Consider the following 16244-nt stretch of genomic DNA (forward strand, 5'->3'; position numbering starts at 1 on the left):
GGTGATCACCGTCCGGGGCACAGCCGTTTCGCCATCCGTTTCGTCAGCCGTACGACAACCGTCTCGTCGGCCGTCTCGCCGGTCGTTCCGCCGGTCGTTCCGTCAACCGCCGCTTCCGCACCCGTTCGGGTACAGAGCGGCCGTTCGGGTGCCGGGTCGCTGCTCCTCCGGAGTGCAGAACCGGCCCGTAGGGCTTAAGTCCTTGGATAGGACAATCCGGATGTCACCCAAACGTCCCGCTAGACTATTAAGGACGCATCAAGATCCCTGACGGGAGTCGCGGGCGTCACAGGGCGCGCCGGGAAGTCTGGTCGGCAACTGCACCACCCGTGCATCCGTTGCCGCTCCCAGCCCCAGGAGGTCCCCGTGACCGACCAGCCGCCCGTCCACGAGCCGACGAACCGCCGCCGGCAGTTCCTCGGCCGGCTGTCACTGCCCGAGCGCACCTTCATCACCGACGCCCTGCGCACCGAGACGGTCGGCGGCATGCTGCTGCTGGGCGCCGCCGTCATCGCGCTGATCTGGGCCAACGTCTGGCCGCAGGCCTACCAGAGCGTGCTCGACTACACCGTCGGCCCCTCCGCCCCGCTCCACCTCGACCTCTCCCTGGCCACCTGGGCCAAGGACGGCCTGCTGACGATCTTCTTCTTCGTCGCCGGGATCGAGCTCAAGCGCGAGTTCGTCGCGGGTGAGCTGCGCACGCCCAGTGCCGCGCTGCTGCCCGTGGTCGCCGCCGTCTGCGGGGTGGCGCTGCCCGCGATCCTCTTCGCCCTGGTGAACTCCGGCCCCGGCGGGCACCCCGGCGGCTGGGCGATCCCGACCGCCACCGACATCGCCTTCGCACTCGGCGTGCTGGCCGTGGTCGGCAGCCACCTGCCGTCCGCGCTGCGCGCCTTCCTGCTCACCCTGGCGGTCGTCGACGACCTGATCGCGATCCTGATCATCGCGATCTTCTACAGCCACGGCATCAAGTTCTGGGCGCTCGGCCTCGCCTTCGCCGGGCTGGTGCTGTTCTGGTTCCTGCACCGGCGCGGCGTCCACGGCTGGTACCTCTTCGTGCCGCTGGCCGTCGTGAACTGGGCGCTGATGCACGAGAGCGGCATCCACGCCACGGTGGCGGGCGTCGCGATGGGCCTGATGCTGCGCTGCCACCGGGAGGGCGACGAGCAGCACTCCCCCGGCGAGCACATCGAGCACCTGGTCCGCCCGTTCTCGGCCGGCCTGGCCGTCCCGGTGTTCGCCCTGTTCTCGGCCGGCGTGGCCGTCTCCGGTCCGAAGCTGCGCGAGGTGTTCACCCAGGCCGCACCGCTCGGCATCGTGATCGGCCTGCTGGTCGGCAAGTCCGTGGGCGTGCTGGGCGGCGCCTGGCTGACCGCCCGGTTCACCAGGGCCGAGCTGAACCCGCGGCTCAAGTGGGCCGACATGGTCGCGGTCTCGGTGCTCGCGGGCATAGGTTTCACCGTCTCGCTGCTGATCAGCGAACTGGCCTTCCCGGACGACCCGGCGCTCGCCGCCCGGGCCAAGACCGCCGTGCTGGTCGGCTCGGTGCTCGCCGCGGCGGTCGCCACGGTCCTGCTGAAGCTGCGCAACCGGCACTACCGCGAGCTGTGCGAGGAGGAGGACCGGGACCTGGACGGGGACGGTGTCCCGGACGTCTACCAGGAGGACGACCCGGCCTGGCGGGCACGGGTCGGCGAGGCGGCCCGCCCGACGACCGACGAGGGGCAGGACCCCTCCCCCGGCCCCCGGGACCGGCCCGGCCAGCCCGGCTGAGGCACCTGGGAGCCCCCTGGAGAACCCCTCCGGAAAAGCGCCCCGCAAACCCCTCCGGGAGGCCTCCGGAGCGCCCCGGCCGCCGGGACACGTCCCTCCGGCGGGGCCCCGGAGTGGTGTCCGACTGACCGGTAGGGGCATGATTCTGAGCTGTCGACAACCCACAGACGCCTCCGGACCCCCCACCGGCCCCCGGAACCGCACACCCGCGGCGGCGTCACGCCGTACAGCCGCAGAGGAGAACCGCTGATGCCCGCAGGAGCCGCAGACCCGTCCAGCAACGGCCGGGCGCCCTACGAGGGCGAGCGTTCGGTGGGGCAGCTGTTCGCGGCGGCCACCGCCGACCTGTCCGCGCTGGTCCACGACGAGATCGCGCTCGCCAAGTCCGAGATCCGGGCGGACGTCAAGCGCGGCGTCTCGGGCGGCGTCTCGCTGATCGTCGCCGGCGTGGTGGCGCTGTTCTCCATCCCGATGCTGAGCGCCGCGGCGGCCTTCGGCATCCACGCGCTGGGCCTGTCGCTGGGCTGGTCCTTCCTGATCGTGGCGGGCGCCTACCTGCTGCTCGCGGTACTGCTCGGGATGCTGGCCTGGCGCTCGTTCAAGAAGATCGAGAAGCCGGTGCGCACCATCGAGGGCGCCCAGAAGACCGCCGACGTGCTGAAGAACGCCCGGCCGCGCCCGGCCACCCAGGAGGAGATCGACCGGGCCTTCGGCCGCATCCCGTAAACCGGCGTCCCACAACCGGCACCCGGTAACCGGCGCCCCGTCACCGACCAGGCGCCGCCGGGGCTGCGGCAGGAGGACGCCAGGGCAGCAGCAGGGCAACGGCAGGGGGCGGACGGCGCCGCGTCGACGGGCGCCGGACCGGCCGACAACGAGTGCCGGGCACGTGTCCGACGCGCGGATGTGACACGCTCTCGGTATGCCGCTTGACCAGACGCCCGTGCCCGCGCAGCCGTCCGCCGACTCCGGCCCCGACTCCGGTCCTGACTCCGGCGCCGGGCTCACTCCCGAAGGCCCCGAAGGCCCCGGCGGCCCCGGCGCCGCCTCCGAGGACACCGGCCCCGAGGACACCGGCCCCGAGGACAACAGTCCGCTCTCCGCCGGGACCTCGGCGGAGAGCGGCGAGGCCTGGAACGTCCGGCAGCCCGGCCCGTGGACGCACCGCGACCTCGCGGCCAACGGCGCCCGCTTCCACATCGCCGAGCTGGGCTCCGGCCCGCTGGTGCTGCTGGTGCACGGCTGGCCCGAGTACTGGTGGGCCTGGCGCCACCAGCTGACCGCGCTCGCCGAGGCCGGCTACCGGGCGGTGGCGCTCGACCTGCGCGGCATAGGCGGCAGCGACCGCACCCCGCGGGGGTACGACCCGGGCAACCTCGCCCTGGACATCACCGGGGTGATCCGCTCGCTCGGCGAGCGCCGGGCGCACCTGGTCGGGCACGCCTCCGGCGGCACCCTGGCCTGGGTGGCGGCGGTGATGCGGCCGTCCGTCATCCAGAGCCTCACCGTGGTCTCCGCCGCGCACCCGCGGGACCTGCGCCGCGCGCTGCTGACCGACCGCCGGCAGTTCGCCGCCTTCGACCACGTGCTGGGCTTCCAGCGGCCGTGGATACCGGAACGCCGCCTGGTGGCCGACGACGCCGAGCTGGTCGGCCGCTACCTGACCTCCTGGACCGGTCCGAACGGCCTGGACGAGGCCGCGCTGCACGCGTACCGGCAGGCGATCCAGATCCCCAGCACCGCCCACTGCTCGATCGAGCCGTACCGCTGGCTGCTGCGCTCGATGGCCCGGCCGGACGGCATCCAGTTCGCCCGGCGGATGAAGAAGCCGATCACCGCGCCGACCCTGCACGTCCAGGGCGCCGCGGACCCGGTGCTGCTGTCGCACACCGCGCTCGGCGGCGGCGAGTACGTCGCGGCGCCGTACCGCTGGCGGCTGCTGCCGGGGGTCGGGCACTTCCCGCACGAGGAGGCGCCGGAGGAGTTCACCGCCGAGCTGCTGGACTGGATCGGCCGCCACAAGGAGTGACCCGGTACGGTCCCGCCCGGTACGGCCGCACGAACCGGGGGCACGGCCGTACGGAAGGGCACGGTCGCACCGGGCGGGGACGCGACCGTACGTGCGGTCCACGGGACGGGCTCTCGGCCCCAACTCCCCTATCTTTACGCTCATATGACAACCGCATAGGCCAATTTCGGCGAGGCCCAGGCGGTTATCTCCACCGGCCCAGGGGCATCCCTTCCGGTATGAGTTGGATGCCCGAAAGCGGCGGCGCCCCGCGCGGCCGACGTCACAACAGCCCCCAGCGCTCCGCCCACCGGCCCGACCGGGCGGACGACCTCGGTTTCGACGGCCCCGACGGCCGTCAGCGCACGGAGCGGCGGCAGCTCGGCATCCCCCGCATCCTCGGCCGGCGCGCCCGCTGGGTGGGCGCACGACTGCGGCGCGAGACCTGAGGCCTCGCGCCGCGTCCACCATCGGCCGGTGCGCCGGGCGCCGGAAGCGCCCGGCGGGCCCGACAGGCCCGACAGGCCCGACAGGCCCGACAGGCCCGTTCAGTTCACCGTCGTCACAGACACCGTCGCCTCAGTTCACGATCGTCGGCGACAGCGCGGTGAACCAGAGCAGGACGAAGGTCGCCACCGACATGATCGGCACCAGCACCTTGGTCTCGACGCTGTTCCCGCTGCGCTTGATCAGCACGACCTCGTAGCGCTCCTTGTGCGGCCAGAGCAGCGGCGCGCCCTTCTTGGTCAGGCAGTCGCCGAGCAGGTGCGCCAGCGTGCCCAGGGCCACCGCGTACGGCAGCCAGCCGGGCGAGTTGGGCATCCAGGTGTTCATCCCGAAGGTGCCGAGCGCGGCCAGGCCGATGACGGTGATCCACGCCTCCGGGCCGTCGCCCGGCGGGCAGAGCCGCAGTGCCCGGATCGCGAGCGCCAGCAGGAAGAAGGTCAGCCCGAGGGTGAAGTAGCGGCCCAGGTAGGTGACCCCGGCCCAGGTGCCAGCGCCCATCAGCGCGACGAACAGCAGCGAGTGGGTGGCGTGCCGGTGGCCGCCGGAGATCCAGGCCACGAAGCGGCAGAGCATCTTGGAGACCGGACCGAGGAAGTTGGCGATCGAGCCGTCGTGGTGGTCGAGGTCCGGCAGCAGGGCCGCGCCCGCGCACAGCACCGTGCCCATCAGTATGTCCGCGGGCTGCAGGGTGGTGTGCAGCAGCAGCGGGGGCAGGAAGGGGGCCGAGGCCGCGTACAGCATCGCCCCGCTCACCGCGTGCGAGTGACCCATCATCGGACTGCCACGACCTCCTGTCGGGCCCACCCCGGGACGGCGCCCGGTTGAGCCGAACGGGTGAGCGCGGCCGAGGCTACCAGGGCCGTCTGACGGAGCGACGGATATCGGCCGCTCCGGCCCGGCGCGACTCCCCCGGGCTCCGGCCCCCGGTCAGAGCGCGCAGCCCTGGGTGTCCACCCGGGCGGTCGCGGCGCCGCCCTGCACGGCGTCCTCGCGCACCTCGGCCGCGGTCAGCACGTAGCCGGTGTCCGCGCTGTCCAGGGACTTGGCGAAGACCACGCCGTACACCTCGCCGTCCGGGGTGAGCAGCGGTCCGCCGCTGTTGCCCTGCCGGACCAGCGAACGCACCGAGTAGACGTCGCGGACCACCTGGCCGCGGTGGTAGATGTCCGGGCCGTTGGCCTGGATCCGGCCGCGGATGCGGGCCGGCTGGACGTTGAAGGCGCCGTTCTCCGGGAAGCCGGCCACGATCGCGCTGTCGTTGGTCCTGGCCTCGCCCGCGAAGGCCAGCGGGGGCGCGTTCAGCTTGGGCACGTCCAGGACGGCGATGTCGCGCTGCCAGTCGTAGCGGACCACCGTCGCGTCGTACAGCTGGCCGACACCGCCGATCTGCACGGTCGGCTCGTTGACCCCGCCGACCACGTGGGCGTTGGTCATCACCCGGTGCGGGGCGAAGACGAAGCCGCTGCCCTCCAGGGTCTTGCCGCAGGAGGTCGCCGTGCCGACCACCTTGACCAGGCTCTGCCGGGCCCGCGCCACCGCCGGGCTGCCGGCCAGCGCGGGGTCGGGGCTGTCGACCTGGGTGATCGGCTCGTGCTCGAAGGGGTTGAAGACCTGCGGGAAGCCGTTGCGGGCGAGCACCTTGGAGAAGTCCGAGAACCAGTTCGGCGCGTCGTCGGGCAGGGCGTTCTGCACCCCGCCGAGGACCGCCGAGGACCGGACCTGCTTGGAGACCGTCGGGAGCGACGCCCCGGCCAGCGCCGAACCGATCAGCCAGGCCACCAGCAGCATCGAGACGACGTTCACCACCGCGCCGCCGCTCGCGTCCAGCACCCGGGCCGGACGGCGCCCGATGTGCCCGCGCAGCTTCCAGCCGAAGTGCGCGGTGACCGCCTGGCCGATCGCGGCGAGGACGATCACCACCACCACGGCCACCACCGAGGCCGTCGTGCCGGGGCCGATGTGGTCGAGCAGCAGCAGCGGCAGCAGCTCGACGGCGAGCAGGCCGCCGCCGAGGAAGCCGACCAGTGAGAGCACGCCGACCACGAAGCCCTGCCGGTAGCCCGACACGGCGAATGCCACGGCCGCGGCGATCAGCAGCACATCCAGGACGTTCACTCGGACACCCTCCCACGGCCCGCGCGCCGGACGCGCCGGCGGCCCGTCACGAAGCGTCGGCGTCGCCGCCCGGCAGCACCCGGGAGTGTTCGAGGTCGCCCTGGACCAGGGCCAGCGCCTCGTCCGACAGGTCGACGACCTTGGACGGGTCCCAGGGCAGCTCCAGGCCGCTGTGGTGCAGCACCCGGTCGATCACCCCGGCGGTGAAGCCCCAGACCAGCCGCCCGGCGACCGCGAAGGCGGGCCCGACGTGCCCGGACGGATGGCGCAGCCGCACCCGGTTCTCCGGGTCCGCCAGCTCCGCGACGGTGACCCGGAACACCGCGCCGGTCTCCGCCGCGTCCACCGGGCGCACCGGCGACTCCTCGCGCCACCAGCCGAGCACCGGGGTCACCACGAAGCTGCTCACCGGGATGTACAGCCGGGGCAGCTCCGCGAACACCTGCACCCCGGCCGGGTCCAGGCCGGTCTCCTCCCAGGCCTCGCGCAGCGCCGCCGCGATCGGGCCCGGGCCGTTCGGGTCGCCGTCCTCCGGATCCAGCGCGCCGCCCGGGAAGGACGGCTGCCCGGCGTGCGAGCGCAGCGAGCGGGCCCGCTCGATCAGCAGCAGGTCCGGGCCCTGCGGCCCCTCGCCGAACAGCATCAGCACGGCCGCCGGACGGCCGCCCTCGGCCGGCGGCAGGAACCGGCTCAGCTGCTCCGGCATCACCCGCTCGGCCGCCTCCCGGACCGGCTCCAGCCAGGCCGGCAGCCCGTCCAGCTCGATGCCCCGCGCGACTCCCCCGGCCTCCGGCCCGGGGTGCCCGCACCGCCCGCTCACGCGTCCACCGCCAGGTCCGCGACCTGTCCGTGGTGGACGGCGGCGTCCGCACGGGCGGCCGCCTCCCCGGGGAAGTCGGCCGGCGGCCGCAGCCGCTGCCCGGGCTGGCCGCCCATCTCGTACTTCAACAGCTTGCGTGCCTTCTCCGGGTCGGTCTCCCCCTCGCCGTACGAGGGGCAGAGCGGCGCGATCGGGCAGGCGCCGCAGGCGGGCTTCTGGGAGTGGCAGATCCGGCGGCCGTGGAAGACCACCCGGTGCGAGAGCATCGTCCACTCCGACTTCGGGAAGATCTCGGCGACGGCCGCCTCGACCTTCACCGGGTCGTCCTCGGTGGTCCAGGCGAACCGGCGGGCCAGCCGCCCGAAGTGGGTGTCCACGGTGATGCCGGGGACCCCGAAGGCGTTGCCGAGGACGACGTTGGCGGTCTTGCGGCCGACGCCGGGCAGGGTCACCAGGTCGGCCAGCCGACCGGGGACCTCGCCGCCGAACTCGTCGCGCAGCGCTATCGACAGGCCGATGAGCGACTTCGCCTTGTTCCGGAAGAATCCGGTCGGGCGGATGACCTCCTCCAGCTCCTCCGGGTTCGCCGCCGCCATGTCCTCCGGCGTCGGGTACTTCGCGAACAGCGCCGGGGTGGTCTGGTTCACCCGGAGGTCGGTGGTCTGCGCCGACAGCACGGTGGCCACCAGCAGTTGGAAGGGGTTCTCGAAGTCCAGCTCCGGGTGCGCGTACGGGTACAGCTCCGCCAGCTCGCGGTTGATCCGCCGGGCCCGCCGCACCATCGCCAGGTGCGATTCCGGCTTCCTCGGCTTCACCGCCGCCGTCTTCACCGCCGCCGTCCTCGCCACCGGCTTCTTCGCCGCGGCCTTCCGGACCTTGCTCTCTGCCATGCACGAAGGCTACGCCGACCGGAGGACCGCTCGGGGCCGATCAAGCACGGAAACCCGCCCTGGCAAGGCCTGTTGTCTAATGAACTCCGCCCGTGGCCGTCACCTGACAGGGGGAGTGTGCGGATGATCAGGGTCCTGCTGGCAGAGGACATGAGCATGGTGCGCGGCGCGCTGATGGCCCTCCTCGCGTACGAGGAGGACCTGGAGGTCGTCGCCGACGTGGAGCGCGGGGACCAGGTGGTGCCGACCGCCCTGGAGGTGCGCCCGGACGTCGCGGTGCTCGACATCGACCTGCCCGGACTGGACGGGCTGCGGGCGGCCGCCGAACTGTACGAGAAGCTCCCCGGCTGCCGGACGCTGGTCCTCACCGGACTGGTGCGACCCGCCCACCTGCGCGCCGCGCTCTCCGCCCGTGCGCTCGGGTTCCTCGGGAAGGACGCCCCGGCCCGGGAGCTGGCCGCGGCGATCCGCAAGGTGGCCGCCGGTGAGCGCGTCGTCGACCCGGAGCTGGCGCTGGCCGCCCTGGACACCCGGGAGAACCCGCTGACGCCCCGGGAGTCGGAGGTCCTGCGGCTCGCGGCGCGGGGGGACTCCGTCAGCGAGATCGCCGCCCGGCTGTTCGTCTCGACGGGCACCGCGCGCAACCACCTGGCCGCCGCGGTGGCCAAGACCGGGGGCCGCGGCCGGGTCGACGCGATCCGGATCGCCGAGGAGATGGGCTGGCTGCCGACAGTGGGTCCGGATCGTTCCCGGTGATCCGCCGACCCGGAGGCGTCGGGTCACCGGATCCACGGGTCGACGGGGCGACGGACCGTGCGTTTCCCATGGATCCGGCCGTGGACGGCCCACGGCGCGGCTCACCGAGGCCTTCCTTCGTCGACGAAGGGAATTCCGTCCGAAGCGCCCGGAGCTAGGCTCGCGATGTCATCGAGGGCGTACCGGCGGGGGGCTGAGCCACGTGTGGAAGCTGGCCTGGCGGACGGTACGGGCCCGGAAGGCGGGCTTCGCCGGAGGCTTCACCGCGCTCCTCTGCGCCCTGGTCCTGACCACCGCCTGCGGGGTCCTGCTGGAGTCCGGCCTGCGCGCGGGCACGCCGACCGAACGGTACGCCGCGGCCCCGCTCGTGATCGGCCACGGCCATCGCATCCCGGACGCCGGACCGCTGACCGGCGCACTCGCCGAACTGCCCGGCGTCTCGGCCGCCCTCCCCGAGCTCTCCTTCCCGGCGGCCGTGGCCACCGCCGACGGGCAGGTCCTGTCCGGACCGCAGGGCGGCCCCTCGCTCGGGCACTCCTGGACGAGCGCCGCCCTCGCCCCGTTCCGGCTGGCCTCCGGCCGCGCCCCGGCCGGACCGGACGAGGTGGTCCTCGACACCGCGACGGCCGCCCGCGCCGGGGTCGCGCCCGGCGGCACCGTACGGCTGGCCACCACCGGGGCGCCGCGCGACTACACCGTGTCCGGACTGGCCGCGCCGCCAAGGGAGTTGTCCCGCCAGAGCGCGCTCTTCTTCAGCCCCGGGCAGGCCGCCCGGCTCGCCGGGACGACGACCGGCGCGGACGCGATCGGCATCACCGTCACGGAGGGGACCGACCTGCGGGCGCTGGCCGGGCAGGCCCGGCGGGCGCTCGCCGAGGCACGGGCCCGCGACGGCGAGGCGGACTGGTCCGGGCCCCGGGTGCACACCGGCGACGAGCGCGGCGAACTGGAGCTCACCGGCACGTCCGGGCCCGGGGACGGCCTCTCCTCGCTCGCCGGGACGATGGGCGTCCTGTCGCTGCTCGTCTCGACCTTCGTGGTGGCCGGGGCGCTCGCACTCTCCGTCCAGCAGCGGCTGCGCGAGATGGCCCTGCTGCGGGCGGTCGGCGCCACCACCGGGCAGGTGCGGCGGATGATCGCGCTGGAGACGCTGCTGCTGACCCTCGCGGCCGCGGTCGTCGGCCTCCCGGCCGGGACCGGCCTCGCCGCACTGCTGCGGGGCGTACTGGTCGACCGCGGGGTGGTCGGCCCGGACGTGCCGCTGCACATCGGGCCGACCGCCCCACTGGCCGTCCTCGGCGGCACCGTCGTCACCGCCCAGCTGGCCGTCCGGGCCGCCGCGCGCCGGGCCTCCCGGGTCGAACCCACCCGGGCGCTGCGCGACGCCTCGGCGCCGCCGCCGCGGATCGGCCGGCTCCGTGCCTGCCTCGGGCTGGCGACGCTCGCCGTCTGCGGCGTGGTGCTGGCCCACTCGACGGGCGGCCGCGACGGGGCCGGTACGGCCGAGGGCATGGTGGTGCCGCTGCTGCTCGGGGTGGCCCTGCTCGGGCCGCTGATCGGCCGGGTCGCCGGTGTGGTGATCGGCGGGCCGGTGGGCCTGCTCTTCCCGGTCGCCGGGTTCCTCGCCTCCGCCTCCCTGCGGGCCCAGCCCCGCCGCTTCGCGGCCGCCGTCACCCCGCTGGTGCTGGCGGTGGCCTTCAACGGCAGCATGCTGCTCGTCCCGGTCGTCAAGGCGCAGGCCGGCGCCGCCGAGGAGGGCCGGCGGCTGCTGGCCGACCACGTGGCCCAGGCGAGGGGCATCGGACTGCCCACGGAATTCACGGAAGCCGTCCGCGGGTTGCCCGGCGTCGCGGCGGCCGGCGGCCTGGTCCCCGGCTTCGTCATGGTGTCCTCGGGCTCCGCGGCGGACGGCGGCGGCGTCGCCGGGGCGGACGCCCGGATCGTGGACCCGCAGGGGCTGGAACAGCTGCTCGACCCCGGGGTGACGGCCGGCTCGCTGGACCGGCTGCGCGGCGAGAGCATCGCCCTGGGGCAGCGGACGGCCTCCCGCCTCAAGGTCGGCGTCGGCGCCCCGGTCCGGATCCGCTGGGATGACGGCAGCGACAGCACCGCCACGGTGGCGGCCGTCTACGAGCGCGAGGACCACTTCGCCGACGCGTTGCTGCCCACCGGATTCGCCGCCGCCCACCTGCCGGACCTGCTCGCGGCGACCGTACTGGTCCGCACCGCCCCCGGCGCCGACCCCGGGCAGGTGACCCGGGAACTCCAGGGGCTCACCCCGGCCTACCCGATGGCCCGGATCAGCGACCGGGCCGACTACGACGCGGCACGCCGGCACCAGCAGGAGGCGGCCACCGCGGTGGCCCGGCTGCTGCTCGGCGTCATCAGCCTGTTCACCGCCATCTCCGTCGTCAACACCATGGTGATGGCCACGTCCGAACGGCTGCGCGAGTTCGCGCTGCTGCGGATGGTGGGGACCACGCGCCGCCAGGTGCTGCGGATGATGGCCTGGGAGGGCGGGATCACGGTCGCCGTGGCGCTCCTCCTCGGCGCGGCGGTCACCGCCGCCGTCCTGGTCCCGGTCGGCCTGGCGCTCGGCGGCCCGGCCTGGCCTGCGCCGCCCGGGAGTTGGGTGGCCACGGTGCTGGGCGGGGCGGCGCTGCTGGGGGCGGGCACCGTCCTGCTGACCACCTGGCTGGCGCTGCGGCGGGAGCCGACCGAGGCGATGGGGATGCGCGAATGACCGGGCCGCGTGGACCTGTCCGCCGTACCGGGCAGGCGGACCGCGGTCAGGCGGCGCGGGCGGCCGACCGGGCGGGCGCGGCCTCGACGACGGCCGCGAGGTGGAACCAGCCCGCTCCGTCCCGCTCGGCGGTCAGCCGGCCGCCGACCGACCGCAGCCGCTCGGTGAGGTTCCCGATGCCGCGCCCGCCGCCCGGTTCGCGCGCTACGCCGCCGGGTTCGTCCGGACCTTCGCCCAACTCGCCTGGCACGTAGCCGGTTTCGTCCGGAACGCCGTCGTTGGAGACCACCAGACGCACCGTGCCGAGGCCGTCCCGGCCGGCCCGGATCCCGCAGCGCCGGGCCGCGCTGTGCCGGAGCAGGTTGGTGACCGCCTCGCGCAGCACGGTGGCCAGCACCGCGTCGAGTTCGGGCCGCAGCCCCTCGCAGTCCAGGTCGGCCTCGACCTCGATCCCGGCTGCCCGCAGCGCCGCGACCGCCGAACGCGCCTCCCGCGCCAGGGACATCCGGACGTCGCCGCTGGAGAGCCGGCGGGTGTCCGCCATCGCCTGCCGCACCAGCGCCAGCACCTCGGCGAGCTCCGCGCGGGCCCGCTCCGGGTGCTCCGCGGCCAGCCGCTCGACGAGCTGGCACTTCAGCGCCGCCACCGAGAGGCTGGAGCCGAGCAGGTCGTGCAGGTCGCGCGCGAAGCGCAGCCGCTCCCGGTCCACCGCGAGCTCGGCCAGCTCGGTCCGGGCCGCCCGCAACTCGGCGATCAGGTCGGCGAGTCGGGCCACCCCGTACACCACGATGCCACCCACGACGACGGACACCGACGCGTTGACGCACTGGCCGGTGTTCCCGCCCAGCGCCGCGCAGAGCGGGTACTGGGCGACCACCAGCGCGGCGGCCAGCGCCCAGGAGCGCGGCGCCGCGACGGTCAGCAGCACCGATCCGGCGAACGAACCGGGGATGCCGACCCACGTCCCGTCGAGGAGCAGGAAGGGCAGGTAGGTGAGCACCCCGTGGGCGACCAGGCTCCACGGCCACCAGCGCCGCGCCAGGCGCCACGGGCCGGCGTGCCCGATCTGGAAGCCGAGCAGGACCAACAGGAGGGCGACGGCGGGCAGTTGGTAGGCCAGACCGTCGTGGTTGCGGACCGTGGCCACCGCCGAGGCGGCACAGAAGCCGACGGCGGTCATGACCACGATGCCCCGGGTGAGCCGCGTGAGGGGGTCGGCCGAGCCGCCCGGGCGCTTCGGCCGGAGACGATCGCCGCCGGTTCGGTCCGCGCTGTGGCCCAAGGGGAGCTCCCGGTAGACGACTCGACACGCCGCACGCGACGTACGGAGCCCGCTTCGTACCCGACGCGCCCCCGTACACCGCACCGCGAGCATACGTTCCCACCGGAGCAGCGCCGTTGACGCTTCGTCGGAGTCCGTCGAGCCGGCAGCCGGGGCCCGTCGGCTCAGCCCGGGGTGCGGCCGATCGTCCCCTCCAGGCTGTTCAGCAGGCCGCTGAGGGCCTCGGCGAGCCGGTCCTGCTCGGCGGGGGTGAGGCCGGCCAGCAGGGCGCGGTCGTGGGCGACCAGCTCCTGGATCAGCCCGTCCACCAGGGTGCGGCCCTGCTCGGTGAGCGCGAGGTGGGCGACCCGGCGGTCCCGGTCGTCGGTGCGGCGGCTGACCAGGCCGCGCTCCTCCAGCAGCCGCAGCCGCTTGGTGACGGCCGCGCCGGAGGCGAAGCTCTCCCGGGCGAGCTGGGTGGGGGTCAGTTCGCGGTCGAGGCGGAGCAGCGCGCCGAGGATGTCGAACTCGGCGCGGGTGAGGCCGGCCCGGGTGAGCGGGTCGGGGGTCTGCTGGAGCAGGGCGGCGCAGCGGTTGATCCGGCCGAGGACGGCGATCGGACCGGTGTCCAGCCCCGGGTAGGCCCGCTCCCACTGGCGCAGCACACCTGCGACGACGTCCTCCACGCGTGCTGCTCCCGTTCTGCGGCCTGCCGGTCGGCTTCGACCCTGTCGATCCTAGGCCGTGTCCGGCTGGTCCCCTCGGCCGCGGCGTTCCAGCAGGGCGGCCAGCAGGTGGTGGGACCGCTGCTCGGTGGCGGCGGCGCGCTGGTGCGGGAGGGCGGGGCGGCGCCACTCGCCGGCGGCGGTGTCGGTGGCCTCGCGCAGTTCCAGCAGCGCGGCGGCGAGGCCGGTGCGGGCGGCGCGCGCTTCCGGGGCGCTCGCGGCGGAGACGGCGGAGACGGCGGCCAGGGCCCGGTGGCCGGCGGCCTCGGCTCCGGCCAGGGCGTGGGTCAGCCGGGTGGCGGTGCGGCGGTTGGTGACCAGCAGGCAGGCCGCGAGGCCGGTGAGCGCGCCGACGCAGGTGTCCAGCCAGCGGTCGGCGACCAGCGTCCCGGCCGGCTGCGGGCCCGCGAACTCCGTCATCAGCAGCGCCATCGGGGTCACGAAGACCGTCGCCAGCCAGTAGCTGCGGGCGATCGTCGCCTCGGCCCCGAACTGGCAGAGCAGCCCGAGCCCGATCAGCGCCACCGGGCCCGAGTGGGCGACGGGCAGCGCGGCGGTGAACAGCAGCAGACCGAGCAGGTTGCCCAGGACCCGCTGCAGCGCGCGCTGCCAGGACAGCGTGCTGTTGGCCTGGAACACCGAGGCGGCGGTGACCACCGCCCAGTACGGCCGGCCGACGCCGAGCGCCAGCGAGAGCCACCCGGCGGCGGCGCAGCCGACCGCGACCCGCAGCGCGATCGGCAGCAGCGCCGAACCCGGTCGCAGCGCCCGCCGCAGCGGTGGCCGGGGGCCGGGCCGGCGGGCGGCCGCGGCCTCCGTCTCCGCCGCCTCCGCCTCGGTGAGGTCGGGCGACGGCAGCGGACGGCCGCGCCGGAGTTCGCGAGCCCGGTCGAGGTACCACCCGGCGTCCTCGGGCCGGGCCGGTCCGGCGAGCGCGGCCTCCGCGCGGACCAGCAGCCGCTCGGGCGCGTCGCCGAGGGCGCGCCGCCGGGCCGGGGCGGAGAGCGCGAGGCTCTGCCGGGCCGCCTCGACCGCGCCGACCAGGGCGGTACGGGCGGCGGCATCCGGCCGGCCGGGATCGCTCCGCAGCAGCCGGGCCGCGGCCTCCAGGGCGCGGGCGGCGGCGATCCGCTCGGGCCCGTACGGGCGCACCAGGGCCGGGGCCATGCAGACCAGCCAGGCCAGTGCGGCGCCGAGCGCGGTGAGCGCCAGGTGTGGCGGGACCTCGCCGAGCCGCTGCGGGACGAAGGCGCAGCTGGAGGAGGTGAAGGTGATGATCAGACTGCCGGGCGGGCCGACCCGGGCGGCGTCGCAGAACAGCTTGTGCAGGGCGGCGAGCACCGCCGCGACCGCGACCAGGACGGCGGCGTCGCGGGTCAGCGCGGCAGCGGTGAGGGCGGCGCCGGTGCTGAGCACGGTCCCGAGCAACACGCCGACCAGCATCCGGGCCCGGGCCCGGTACGGCAGGCCGTGCCCGTACAGCGCGCCCAGGCCGCCGGCCGAGGTGTAGAGGGCGAGGTCGAGCCGGCCGAGGCCGAGCAGGGTGAGGTTGAGCGCGCCGAGGGTGACCACGGCGCTGAGCGCGGGCTTGTGCCAGCCGTCCCCGGCCGGACCGACCCGAAGTGCCTGGCGGAACTGGGCGGTGGTGACCATGCAAAAAGATTAACAGGTAATTTATCCGTGAAACATATGTCCGCGGTGCCGCGCACCGGACACCCGCACGGCGAGGGCGATTCCCTGTTCGAGTCGGACGGACAAGAGTTCGACCGACAACCGCCGGAGGCCTCCCGTTCCCGGGCCCGACCCGTGGTCCGCCGGTACGAATGGCCCCGCACGGCACACCCCGACACACCCCCTCCTCATATGATCGGAGCGACATGCGCCATGCTTGGTGATGCAGAACACTGAACGGAACTTGCGCCGGACGGCCCACCCGCCGTACGGCCGAGAAGGAGGAAGCACGTGGACGACGTTCTGCGGCGCGCCGCACTCTTCGCGGCACTCGACGACGAACAGGCCGGCGAGCTGCGCGCTTCCATGACCGAGGTCACCCTCGCCCGTGGGGAGTCGCTGTTCCACGAGGGCGACCCGGGCGACCGGCTGTACGTCGTGGCGGAGGGCAAGGTCAAGCTGCACCGCGCCTCCCCGGACGGCCGCGAGAACATGCTCGCCGTGCTCGGCCCCAGCGAGATGATCGGCGAGCTGTCGCTGTTCGACCCGGGCCCGCGCACCGCGACCGCCAGCGCGCTGACCGAGGTCAAGCTGCTGGGCCTCGGCCACGGCGACCTCCAGCCCTGGCTGCACGCCCGCCCCGAGGTCTCCATCGCGCTGCTGCGGGCCATCGCCCGCCGCCTGCGCCGCACCAACGACGTGATGTCCGACCTGGTCTTCTCCGACGTGCCCGGCCGCGTCGCCAAGGCCCTGCTGGACCTCTCCCGCCGGTTCGGCGTGCAGTCCGAGGAGGGCATCCACGTCGCCCACGACCTCACCCAGGAGGAGCTGGCCCAGCTGGTCGGCGCCTCCCGAGAGACGGTCAACAAGGCGCTCGCCGACTTCGCCGGCCGCGGCTGGCTGAAGCTGGAGGCCCGCGCGGTGGTCCTGCTGGACGTCGAGCGGCTGTCGCGCCGCTCGCGCTGACACCCGCGA

At 74.7% G+C, this 16244-nt stretch carries 14 protein-coding genes; 7 read left to right on the forward strand and 7 right to left on the reverse strand.

Annotation, left to right across the window (positions count from 1 at the left end; all coding sequences use genetic code 11):
* Positions 1 to 366: 366 nt before the first annotated feature.
* The 4 genes from nhaA to ACFU7Z_RS20195 all read left to right on the forward strand — a co-directional run bounded on the left by nhaA (position 367) and on the right by ACFU7Z_RS20195 (position 4230).
* Complete coding sequence (nhaA, locus tag ACFU7Z_RS20180; protein WP_380738339.1) at positions 367 to 1773, forward strand: Na+/H+ antiporter NhaA; 1407 nt, start codon at positions 367 to 369, stop codon at positions 1771 to 1773.
* Between the two features lie 249 nt (positions 1774 to 2022).
* Positions 2023 to 2499, forward strand: a complete 477-nt coding sequence (locus ACFU7Z_RS20185; RefSeq protein WP_049652144.1) for a phage holin family protein — start codon at positions 2023 to 2025, stop codon at positions 2497 to 2499.
* Between the two features lie 196 nt (positions 2500 to 2695).
* Positions 2696 to 3802 carry an alpha/beta fold hydrolase gene (locus tag ACFU7Z_RS20190; protein ID WP_380778624.1) on the forward strand — a complete coding sequence of 369 codons (1107 nt, stop codon included), beginning with the start codon at positions 2696 to 2698 and terminating at the stop codon, positions 3800 to 3802.
* Positions 3803 to 4029: 227 nt separating this feature from the next.
* Positions 4030 to 4230 (forward strand): hypothetical protein, encoded by a 201-nt coding sequence (locus tag ACFU7Z_RS20195; RefSeq protein ID WP_049652146.1) that lies wholly within the window; start codon positions 4030 to 4032, stop codon positions 4228 to 4230.
* Between the two features lie 130 nt (positions 4231 to 4360).
* On the opposite strand, the gene ACFU7Z_RS20200 is transcribed toward ACFU7Z_RS20195, so the two are convergent.
* The 4 genes from ACFU7Z_RS20200 to nth all read right to left on the reverse strand — a co-directional run bounded on the left by ACFU7Z_RS20200 (position 4361) and on the right by nth (position 8113).
* Positions 4361 to 5062 carry a metal-dependent hydrolase gene (locus ACFU7Z_RS20200; RefSeq protein WP_049652147.1) on the reverse strand — a complete coding sequence of 234 codons (702 nt, stop codon included), beginning with the start codon at positions 5060 to 5062 and terminating at the stop codon, positions 4361 to 4363.
* 153 nt (positions 5063 to 5215) lie between these two features.
* Complete coding sequence (locus ACFU7Z_RS20205) at positions 5216 to 6403, reverse strand: MarP family serine protease (protein ID WP_049652148.1); 1188 nt, start codon at positions 6401 to 6403, stop codon at positions 5216 to 5218.
* A 46-nt stretch (positions 6404 to 6449) separates the two neighbouring features.
* Positions 6450 to 7223, reverse strand: a complete 774-nt coding sequence (locus tag ACFU7Z_RS20210; RefSeq protein WP_049652149.1) for a CoA pyrophosphatase — start codon at positions 7221 to 7223, stop codon at positions 6450 to 6452.
* Positions 7220 to 8113, reverse strand: coding sequence for an endonuclease III (gene nth, locus ACFU7Z_RS20215; RefSeq protein WP_375876585.1), 894 nt, complete (start codon positions 8111 to 8113; stop codon positions 7220 to 7222). Before nth ends, ACFU7Z_RS20210 begins: the two co-directional genes overlap by 4 nt.
* Positions 8114 to 8236: 123 nt before the next feature.
* On the opposite strand from nth, the gene ACFU7Z_RS20220 reads away from it, so the two are divergent.
* Both ACFU7Z_RS20220 and ACFU7Z_RS20225 read left to right on the forward strand, forming a co-directional pair.
* Positions 8237 to 8869 carry a DNA-binding response regulator gene (locus tag ACFU7Z_RS20220; RefSeq protein ID WP_380778627.1) on the forward strand — a complete coding sequence of 211 codons (633 nt, stop codon included), beginning with the start codon at positions 8237 to 8239 and terminating at the stop codon, positions 8867 to 8869.
* Between the two features lie 202 nt (positions 8870 to 9071).
* A complete protein-coding gene (locus ACFU7Z_RS20225) occupies positions 9072 to 11612 on the forward strand; it encodes an FtsX-like permease family protein (protein ID WP_380778629.1) in 2541 nt (846 codons plus the stop codon).
* A gap of 46 nt (positions 11613 to 11658) precedes the next feature.
* Here ACFU7Z_RS20225 and ACFU7Z_RS20230 read toward each other — a convergent pair whose 3' ends face one another.
* From ACFU7Z_RS20230 to ACFU7Z_RS20240, 3 genes are all read right to left on the reverse strand, one after another.
* Positions 11659 to 12792, reverse strand: a complete 1134-nt coding sequence (locus tag ACFU7Z_RS20230) for a sensor histidine kinase (protein WP_380778631.1) — start codon at positions 12790 to 12792, stop codon at positions 11659 to 11661.
* A gap of 266 nt (positions 12793 to 13058) precedes the next feature.
* On the reverse strand, positions 13059 to 13559 hold the full coding sequence (locus ACFU7Z_RS20235; protein WP_049659810.1) for a MarR family winged helix-turn-helix transcriptional regulator: 501 nt from the start codon (positions 13557 to 13559) through the stop codon (positions 13059 to 13061).
* A gap of 51 nt (positions 13560 to 13610) precedes the next feature.
* A complete protein-coding gene (locus ACFU7Z_RS20240) occupies positions 13611 to 15251 on the reverse strand; it encodes an FUSC family protein (RefSeq protein ID WP_380778634.1) in 1641 nt (546 codons plus the stop codon).
* 309 nt (positions 15252 to 15560) lie between these two features.
* On the opposite strand from ACFU7Z_RS20240, the gene ACFU7Z_RS20245 reads away from it, so the two are divergent.
* Positions 15561 to 16235 carry a Crp/Fnr family transcriptional regulator gene (locus ACFU7Z_RS20245; protein WP_030288117.1) on the forward strand — a complete coding sequence of 225 codons (675 nt, stop codon included), beginning with the start codon at positions 15561 to 15563 and terminating at the stop codon, positions 16233 to 16235.
* Positions 16236 to 16244 lie beyond the last annotated feature (9 nt).

It is taken from the genome of Kitasatospora sp. NPDC057518 (genome assembly GCF_042802075.1).
Taxonomy (GTDB): Bacteria; Actinomycetota; Actinomycetes; order Streptomycetales; family Streptomycetaceae; genus Kitasatospora.